The 8,960-nt window shown below is 45.1% G+C and carries 8 protein-coding genes; 4 read left to right on the forward strand and 4 right to left on the reverse strand.

Going from position 1 to position 8,960, the window contains the following annotated elements:
• Window positions 1-30 precede the first annotated feature (30 nt).
• Entirely contained in the window at window positions 31-1,116 is a 1,086-nt protein-coding gene (locus VIP81_RS18050; protein ID WP_331964039.1) for a DUF3810 domain-containing protein, read from the reverse strand.
• A gap of 15 nt (window positions 1,117-1,131) precedes the next feature.
• On the opposite strand from VIP81_RS18050, the gene VIP81_RS18055 reads away from it, so the two are divergent.
• Window positions 1,132-2,010: a fructosamine kinase family protein gene (locus VIP81_RS18055; protein ID WP_331964042.1), complete on the forward strand. Its 879-nt coding sequence runs from the start codon at window positions 1,132-1,134 to the stop codon at window positions 2,008-2,010.
• Here VIP81_RS18055 and VIP81_RS18060 read toward each other — a convergent pair whose 3' ends face one another.
• Window positions 2,011-4,431: a PAS domain S-box protein gene (locus VIP81_RS18060; RefSeq protein ID WP_331964045.1), complete on the reverse strand. Its 2,421-nt coding sequence runs from the start codon at window positions 4,429-4,431 to the stop codon at window positions 2,011-2,013.
• Between the two features lie 246 nt (window positions 4,432-4,677).
• Between VIP81_RS18060 and VIP81_RS18065 the strand changes: the two genes are divergently transcribed.
• Genes VIP81_RS18065 through plsX form a run of 3 tightly spaced genes read left to right on the forward strand, consistent with a single transcriptional unit; the run spans window position 4,678 to window position 6,428 of the window.
• Window positions 4,678-5,220 (forward strand): DUF177 domain-containing protein, encoded by a 543-nt coding sequence (locus tag VIP81_RS18065; RefSeq protein WP_331964048.1) that lies wholly within the window; start codon window positions 4,678-4,680, stop codon window positions 5,218-5,220.
• A 12-nt stretch (window positions 5,221-5,232) separates the two neighbouring features.
• Entirely contained in the window at window positions 5,233-5,427 is a 195-nt protein-coding gene (rpmF, locus tag VIP81_RS18070) for a 50S ribosomal protein L32 (RefSeq protein ID WP_079473289.1), read from the forward strand.
• A gap of 47 nt (window positions 5,428-5,474) precedes the next feature.
• A complete protein-coding gene (gene plsX, locus VIP81_RS18075; RefSeq protein WP_331964059.1) occupies window positions 5,475-6,428 on the forward strand; it encodes a phosphate acyltransferase PlsX in 954 nt (317 codons plus the stop codon).
• Window positions 6,429-6,503: 75 nt separating this feature from the next.
• Here the strand turns inward: plsX and VIP81_RS18080 are convergent, their stop codons facing one another.
• On the reverse strand, window positions 6,504-7,136 hold the full coding sequence (locus VIP81_RS18080; protein WP_331964062.1) for an ankyrin repeat domain-containing protein: 633 nt from the start codon (window positions 7,134-7,136) through the stop codon (window positions 6,504-6,506).
• Between the two features lie 26 nt (window positions 7,137-7,162).
• On the reverse strand, window positions 7,163-8,960 hold a 1,798-nt coding region (locus VIP81_RS18085; RefSeq protein WP_331964065.1), incomplete at its 5' end, for an ATP-binding protein.

Below are 8,960 nucleotides of genomic sequence, written 5' to 3' on the forward strand. Positions count from 1 at the left end.
TTTAAGCGGAGAGATTCCGAAAATTTCATTTTATTTTATTTTGAAATAGGCGATTAGCCAGGTAGTTACTTCGCTGTAACTGCGGATACCTTTATCCTGCTTATTGGCTTTGAGGTAGCGATCGTAGAGGATGGTGGAATATTCATCTACTTTACCGGTATATGGTTCATAAAAGTCGATGATGGCTTTATGATCTGCTTTTACGCCCGGCACTACTCTGTTCCAGATGCTTTTGGCGAGGGTGGTATCGCGTTGTCCGAGTTGTCTTACACTATACAGGAACATATCAAAGTTGGCCGCATAACGGAAATGGCTATCCGGAATACTGGTGGCGGCGAGATAACCTACAAAATTTGCTTCTTCTTCCGGTGCATATCCAAGCTGGTGTGCTATTTCATGACAGGTAATATATGGTTGCAACACAGCGGGCGTGGTGGTATTTACCTGTGCTTCGTTGGTGAAAGGGTTCAGGTAGCCGGTAATACCGATATAATTGAGCCAGTGACCATACAATGCTTTTTTAACGCTGGGGGCCTTGTAACATAGTGCCGGCCAGGTTTTGGCGGCAGCATCGTAGGCCAGGACAGCGCGCTGAAAGACCGGGAGACCAGTAGTATCTGCTTTCATAACGCCTATTGTATCGCCGGTATTGGCTTTCTCCTTATTAACCAGTTGCAGTAAAGTATCGGAGAGTTGATAAAGTTGTTGGGTATTGTAAGTGCCTGTTACGAGGCCGGTATCGATGGTGAGGGAGTTCCGTTCGTAGTTATATCCCCACAACACTATGAAGGCCAGATATACAGTCAGGAGAAAATGTATGCCCCGTAAGAGTTGTAAGCCGAACTGTTCCCAATGGAGGCGAATGACTTTATAACATAGTTTTAACAAATAAAATATTCCTCCAATAATCCAGGCAGTATATATTACATCGCCAATACTAAATGGAACTATACCTGTTACTTGTCTGAACGCCAAACTACTCCACTCATACCACCTATGGAAGTAGAAATCGCTGAAGCGGTTACTCCAGGCGAAAAATCCTTTTAACAACAGTATAGCCGTAAGTGTTAGTACAATACGGACAATTATCTTTTTAAACCGGGCTTTTGTCTCCATATAATGTGGCGGAACATGATAGATGAAATTCTACAAAAACAGTTAAGTGCGGCGCTTTCCGAACAATTGAAGGTAAAAATACATATAAATGATGCAAAAAGCGTGCATGGGGGCGATATTAACGAATCTTTTCGTATAGCCACCAACGAGGGATATTTTTTTGTGAAGCTGAATGATGCGAAGCGTTATCCGGATATGTTTGCGCAGGAATATGCGGGTTTACTGGAGTTGCAGTCGGCCAGGGCGTTGAATACGCCGAAGCCGCTGGCATACGGGAGTGTGAATGGCCGTGCTTATTTGTTACAGGAGTTTCTGACCAAGGGGCAGGCTGTTGGTGATTTCTGGGATGATTTTGCAGTTTCGCTGGCGAAGCAGCACCGTGTTACGAAGCCACACTTTGGTAATCCGGGGCCTAATTACCTGGGAACATTAAAGCAATACAATACACCTTACAGCAGCTGGCCGGTATTTTATGCGTTCAACCGTTTGTTGCCGCTGATCCGGATGGCTTACGATCAGCAGATTGTGGACAAGCAGATGGTGCAGCAGGTAGAATCGCTGTGCCGGCAGTTACCGCAACTGTTTCCTACAGAAGCGCCGGCGTTGTTGCATGGGGATTTGTGGTCGGGCAATTTTATGGTGGGTACTAACGGGAAGGCCTGTATTTTTGACCCGGCGGTATATTATGGGCATAGGGAGATGGATCTGGCGATGACCCGTCTTTTCGGCGGATTTGATACCCGTTTCTACTATGCTTACCAGGCTGCCTATCCCTTGTTGCCGGGCTGGCAACAGCGGATAGGCATCTGCCAGTTATATCCATTGATGGTGCATATGATATTATTTGGAGGGAATTACTACAACAGCATCCGGGAAGTGTTGCAGTCGTACTGATTATTCGCCGGGTGTGTCTATAAAATCACGCATTTTGTGGTATTCTTCTTCAACGAGCGGATAAAATTTGTTCACATCTTCCTTTATTTCGTTAAAAAGACGGGCAATATCCTCGCTGTATAGTTCCTGGTTAATGCGGAGGTAGTTTTCCAGTTCCTGCATTTTGGCACTGATCCAGGTGAGTCCAACCATTGCGAAGTTAGGTTTGAGTTTATGAACCTGGAATTTCATTTGTTCCCATTCATGTTCGTCTACCAGGATACTGAGTTTTGTGATTTCATCCCTGATAGTTCTGATAAAAATTTCAAACAGGTCTGCGGCATAGGAAATATTACTCTCATAGAGATCTGTGAGGTATTTTACATCCAAATCGTTGTTGAACTCGAATCCACTTAGGTTCTGCACTTCTTCCATTATTAGTTCTGTTTCGTCTTCGTTGAGATATTTATTAAAAATCTGTAGTAGCTGATCTGGTGTATAAGGCTTTGTGAGTATGTCTGTTATTCCGGCTGCCCGTGCCATGGTGGCGGTGCCTTCCATGGCGACAGCGGTGGTGGCTATTACGGGTGTAGCTACATTGGGTTGTTGTTCATCTGCTCTGATTTTTTGCGCCAGTTCCAGTCCATTCATACCAGGAATACGGATATCCATGAGGATAAGGTCGTATTGCCGTGATTCGAGAAAATAAGTTGCATCGGGCCCGTTGGTGGCGAGCTGATAATTAATCTTGTATTTTTCCAGCAGGCTCATGATGTAGCGGAGGTTCATCGGGTTATCTTCTACCACCAGTACCCGGGCCTCTTCAAATGAGCGTTGCAGGAGTTTTCTGCTTAGCTTACCGGTATTAACGGTCAGCGGCCTGCCGCTATCCATGAAAGGTATATTAAAACTAAAGCAGGTATTGTATCCGGGTAGTTCTTCCACGGCGATGCTACCGCCCTGAAATTCCACCAATTGTTTAGCGATGGCCAGGCCAAGACCTGTGCCGCCGTAGTTTTCACGGATATCCCCTTCTGCCTGTTTGTAATTGCGAAAGATGAGTTCCAGTTTATCTTTTCTGATGCCTATGCCTGTATCGCATACCCGGAAACGAATCCAGAGTTTGTTATCCTGCCAGCTTTCCTGGGTGGCTTTGATAGCGATTTCACCTTCGCTGGTGAACTTCTCTGCATTTCCTAACAAATTGATTAGTATTTGGTTCAATAGCACATCGTCGCCGAGGAGCCAGGTATTGAGGGTAGCATCGAGTTCGGCGGTTATTTTCACGGGTCGTCGTCCCAGTTTCAGCTCAAAGGTATGCCGGAGTGCCTGTATCAGTTCGCGAAGGTTGAATTCGCGTTGGTTTGTTTGTATTTCGCCGGCTTCAATCCGGGAAATATCGAGAATATCACTGACTATACCCAACAGTATGCCGGAGGAGTGTTTGAGGATATTGACGTATTCTGTTTGCTGGGCATCCAGCTGGGTTTCTTCCAGCAGGTGGGCCATGCCGATAATAGCATTGAGCGGGGTTCTGATTTCGTGGCTCATGCTGGCGAGGAAGTCTTTCTGTGCGTGGCGGGCCTCCTCTGCTTGTTGCCGGGCTTCTTCCAGGTCTTTTTGCAATTCTTTCTGATGGGTGATATCCATGTGGATACCGGCCCCGCCGGTGATATTGCCGCTGCGATCGTAGATATTGGCGGAGCTGGCGAGGATCCACCGGGAGGAGCCGTCTTTCAGCTTTATTTCCATATCATACACGAGAGGAACGTTTTCTTCCAGGCGTTTTCTGCGAAGGGCGCGGGCGAAGGCCCGGTTTTCTTCCGGTACAAATACGTCGGTAATGTTCCTGCCAATGAGTTCTTCTTCCTGGTAGCCGGAAAGGCGGCAGAAGCTTTCATAAACGCGGGTAATATTGCCTTTCACGTCTGTTTCGCACATGGCGGCGTTGAGGTTATTGAGCATTACCCGGAATTTTTCCTCATTGCGCCTTATTTCTTCCTGTACATGATGGCGGCGGGTGATATCGATTGCCTGCCAGATGCTGCCACTGAATTTGTGGCCGTTAAATACCGGGAGGTAATTAATTTCCCAGATTTGTCCGTTAAGGAAGGGGACTTCCCAGCCGAACCAGGGCTTTTTGTCCCGGCGCAGTGTTTTCATTTTTTTCTCCAGCAGTAGCGGTTCTGTTACCATTGGTTTAAAAAAACGGATCAGATCGATATAAGACAGGTGAACGGGTGGTACCCCGTTCATGTATTGTGAAAAGATATCATTTACCCAAATGCTGCGGTGTTTTTCATCGGTCACCAATATACCTGCATTGGTGCTGTTGAGCCAGGCAGTTATGGGCAAGGAAAAGATATCCGGCGCGCTGTTTGACGGCATGCCGGTGCTACCAGTAGCGGTTATTTTCTTACTGTTTCTTCCTATGGCCTTCATCTTTATTTATGGAATGGGGAATATGGCTTTTCAATTAAATCGTTGAATTGTAAAAAACAGGTATAAGATAAACGCGAATTATGTACCTTTGCGCCTCACGCCTGGATGTCACACATCAAAATGGCTGATATTTTATGATATAAATATATATATAAATAAGATATCGTTGGTGAACAAATTTATGAAATTTTTGCAATTGCAAATATTTAATTACCTTTGCATCCCTCTAAAAGTGAGGATATTGATATGAAACCACTCCGCGAATTTGATATTGCCTTTGTAGGACTAAATCCAGGGGTGCATTCATTTCAGTATGCAATCGGAGATAGTTTCTTTGATAATTTTGAAGAGCCGAAGGATTTCAGCAACTGTGTGGTAAGTGTAAATCTTACCCTGGACAAAAAGAGTAATTTCTTTTTGTTGAAATTTGAGATTGGCGGCAAAGCCACGGTAACATGTGACCGTTGTGGAGAACTCTTCGAAATGCAGTTATGGGATGATTTCAACCAGATAGTTAAGCTGGTAGAAAATCCGGAAGAGCTGGCGAGTAGCGAAGAAGATCCGGATGTATCGTATTTGTTAAAGACCGAGAGCCATTTAAACGTGGCGGACTTTATCTACGAATTCATCCATCTGAGCATTCCAATGCAACGTATACATCCTGACAATGCTGATGGCAAAAGCGGGTGTAATCCGAAGGTGATTGAAATGCTGGAACAAATGAACCAGCAGGCAAAAGAAAACGATAACCCAATCTGGAAAGGATTGGATAAATTTAAGGACAATTAAAAATTAAATAAAATGCCAAATCCTAAACGCAGACATTCTCAGCAAAGATCAGCAAAGAGAAGAACGCATTATAAGGCGGTAGCGGATACTTTAAGCACAGACAGCGCAACCGGTGAAGTGCACCTGAGACACCGTGCTCATTGGGTGGAAAACAAACTGTACTACAGAGGAAAAGTAGTGTTGGAAAAACAGAGTGCAGCTAAATAATTATTTTACTATTTTTACCCGAGCTAACAAGAACAAACTTGAGTTACATGAGAATCGGGCTTGATATGATGGGTGGCGACTTCGCTCCCACAGAAGCAGTAAAAGGAGTAAAATTATATTTAGACACTGTTGCATCTGATGTGCATCTGGTATTGATAGGGGACGAGCAACAGTTAGCTCCTTTATTAACAGCAGCACAGCTGGACCAATCAAAATATTCAGTTGTTCATTCATCCCAGGTAATTGGGATGGATGAACACCCTACTAAGGCACTGAAAGAGAAGCCAGAATCCTCCATCTCTATCGGTTTTCATTTATTGAAAAATGAAAAAATAGATGCTTTCATCAGCGCAGGTAATACCGGCGCCATGATGGTGGGCACCTATTATTCCATTAAAGCCATAGAAGGAGTGCAACGTCCTACTATATCTACTCTGGTACCCCGCGAAAACGGATCGTACGGCCTCTTGCTTGACGTAGGTATCAACGCCGACTGCAAACCTGAAAACCTCGCGCAATTTGCGATTCTTGGTTCCCTATATTCCAAGCATATCCTGCAGGTGAACAACCCTAAGGTAGGCCTACTGAATATCGGCGAAGAAGAAGGCAAAGGCAATCTGCTTGCGCAAGCCACTTACCCACTGTTAAAAGAAAGCAAACAAATCAATTTCGTTGGTAACATTGAAGGTAGAGATATCCTCACTGAAAAAGCGGATGTCATCGTTTGTGAAGGCTTTACCGGTAACATTGTTCTTAAGATGGCCGAATCATTCCATGAAATAGCGTTAAGACGCAATGTTCAGGATGATTATATGCAAAAATTTGATTCAGAATCATACGGCGGTACTCCCGTTTTAGGCGTTTCCAAACCAGTTATTATTGGTCATGGTATTTCCAAAGGAACAGCGTTTAAAAACATGATACAGCTGGCACAACAAATGATCGATAGCAAACTGCTGGAGAAGATTAAGGAAAGCTTTGTAGCAAAAGATGCACAGTAGTAACTGCTGAAAATTATTTAAAAAAACCGTTCCGGATACCGGAACGGTTTTTTTATGCTATGATCTTTAGTCAACTTATTTCAACAGGTCCCTCAGCGCCGAATCCTGTTGCTCCAGAAAGTCAATGGGCGCTGTACCATCCAGGTTGGGCGTGTTTTTGTTGGCGCCTGCTGCGATCAGTAACTGTACACATTCTGCCTGGTGATACCTGTTTTCCACGCCCCCATATTTAAATCCGTGCACCGCCCATAAGAGCGGGGTACTTTTAAAATCGATACATAACTTCTCTATATCTGCCTTTTCGTGGATCAGTCTTTCTACCAGCTTATCTCTTCCCACCCAGGCCGCCCAGTGTAAAGCCGTGCCACCATGGCATCCGGCATGATGAATAGCCGCGCCGTTTTCGATATATAAAATGCCTACTTCTTCCGCATGCAGACTGGCGGCAGCCGTAAGTGGCGTATCCTGTTTTTCGGTGAGTCCGTAGCCATCAACCTGTGCACCATATTCCAAAAATATACGAGCCATGGCTACCGCTTCTTTGTCGGTATAGGTATGGCTAAATACACCATCGCAAATCCTGTGTAAAGGATGCGCTTTGGTGGTATTTACTTCATCGTAAGGGATACCTTCATTCGCCAGCGAAGGGTTCTCCTCAAGTGCTTTTCTGATCCCTTCATAGTCTTTGTTAATGATCAGCTGTTTCATATCAGATACCTTTTCATGCATGATAACTAGTTCCCCTCCAATGGCAGTTTTACATAGAACGTAGTGCCTTCATTCAACTTGGTTTCAAACCATATTTCTCCACGCGCCTGTTCTGCAATGTTCTTACACATGGCCAGTCCCAGACCAGTACCGGATGATTTGGTAGTGAAGTTAGGTACGAAGATGCGGGACTGTACTTCTGTAGAAATACCTTCTCCATTATCCGACACACTGATAATCACATAGTGATCGGCGGTGGCCTGCAGTCTCGCTACAATTTGCCCTTTCCGGTCGTCGGGGATTGCCTGGATCGCATTGAGCAACAGGTTTGTAAAGAGCCTGTTCATCTGTGTTTTATCTGCAAATACATAGAAGTCCTGCTCCGGCTGGATATACGTTACTTCACAGTCTTCATGCCCCTGGTACAGTGAAGTCAGGGAATGCATCACTTCATTGATCAGTACTATTTCATTATTCGGTTCACCGATGCGGGCAAACGCCGAAAAGTCAGATGCAATATTGGACAGATGCTCTATTTGTTCAACCAGTGTACCAGCCACATTGCGCGACAGTTCTTTCACATTGGGTGAATCTCCGGCGATGGCACGTTGCAGGTATTGGATGCTCAGCTTCATGGGCGTGAGCGGATTCTTGATTTCATGGGCTACCTGCCGGGCCATTTCCCGCCATGCGCCTTCGCGTTCACTCTTCGCGAGGCGTACCGCACTCACTTCCAGTTTACGCACCATCTTATTGTATTCCTTTACCAGTGCGCCGATTTCATCATCTTTATCCCATTCTATTTCATCGTTACGTTGTCCCAGGTTTACGTGGCGCAGTTTTTCCGTTACCAGTGAAAACGACCGGGTAATGGAGTTGGTGATCAACAGGGCCACCATCCCTGCAATGAGGAAGATGAAGGCATTAAAATTGATCAGTGCTACGAGGAAGTTGGATATCTGTTCGTTCAGCTCTGTTTGTGTAGCAAAGTAAGGTACGTTCAGGTAAGCGATGACTTCATGTGTATCATGATTACGCAACGGCATATACCCGGAAAGGAAAGGCATTTCACCAATATACTCCGTATGTATAAACTGGATTTGTTCGAGACGGAACAAGCGGTAATATGCCTGCGGATCCATTTTGGCAGAAATCAGTCCTTTGTCTGTCATCATAGGCTGCGTGGTTAGTTGCAGGTTGCCATCGCGGTCGTATACGTTAATATCCAGTGCGCGCTCATCTGCAATATCAGCGAGTGAAGCAGATAATTTCTTCAGCAGTTCTGAATCGTAGATATCCCCTACCTGGTCCAGGTCACGTTGATTTTCGAAAACTTTCTCCACATCTTTGGCGACTTCTCTCATTGTTTTGCTCAATCGTTCCCTGTTCTGTGTTTCGGAGCGATAGATAAAAAATTTGATCGTGGTAATGGCCAGGATCAGGAAGGAGAATACGACAACGAAGATGATGGTCCCGTGTACCTTTTTTCGGATACTCACGTTAATGAGTGTACGTAGATTACTGATACGCATCCTTGCTTTGATGAGCAGGTCGAATGCCTTGTATACGACTACTATGAGCAGGAACAGGCAGAACATGTAGGCAAAGAGAGTGATGAATTCCACAAACATCCGGTTCTCTTTCACCACTACTACTACCTTATCCGGCGAGGCGCGATAGAGCAGTTCTGAATATCCCTGAATAGATTTTACAGACACATCGGACAGTGGTACATCATGTGGATACAGGCGGATCGGGAATGGGAAGTCGTTGTTATTACTGACCAGTATGCCTTTATCATATACCGCAAAAGAATAGGTACCG

The sequence above is a fragment of the Chitinophaga sp. genome (assembly GCF_036566945.1).
GTDB lineage: Bacteria > Bacteroidota > Bacteroidia > Chitinophagales > Chitinophagaceae > Chitinophaga.

Excerpts from the sequence above, each read along its gene's own strand:
- VIP81_RS18060 (WP_331964045.1), bottom strand. The coding sequence starts at position 4,431 with ATGAAGGCCATAGGAAGAAACAGTAAGAAAATAACCGCTACTGGTAGC.
- VIP81_RS18050 (WP_331964039.1), bottom strand. The coding sequence starts at position 1,116 with ATGGAGACAAAAGCCCGGTTTAAAAAGATAATTGTCCGTATTGTACTA.
- plsX (WP_331964059.1), top strand. The coding sequence starts at position 5,475 with ATGAGAATCGGGCTTGATATGATGGGTGGCGACTTCGCTCCCACAGAA.
- VIP81_RS18065 (WP_331964048.1), top strand. The coding sequence starts at position 4,678 with ATGAAACCACTCCGCGAATTTGATATTGCCTTTGTAGGACTAAATCCA.
- VIP81_RS18080 (WP_331964062.1), bottom strand. The coding sequence starts at position 7,136 with ATGAAACAGCTGATCATTAACAAAGACTATGAAGGGATCAGAAAAGCA.
- VIP81_RS18055 (WP_331964042.1), top strand. The coding sequence starts at position 1,132 with ATGATAGATGAAATTCTACAAAAACAGTTAAGTGCGGCGCTTTCCGAA.
- rpmF (WP_079473289.1), top strand. The coding sequence starts at position 5,233 with ATGCCAAATCCTAAACGCAGACATTCTCAGCAAAGATCAGCAAAGAGA.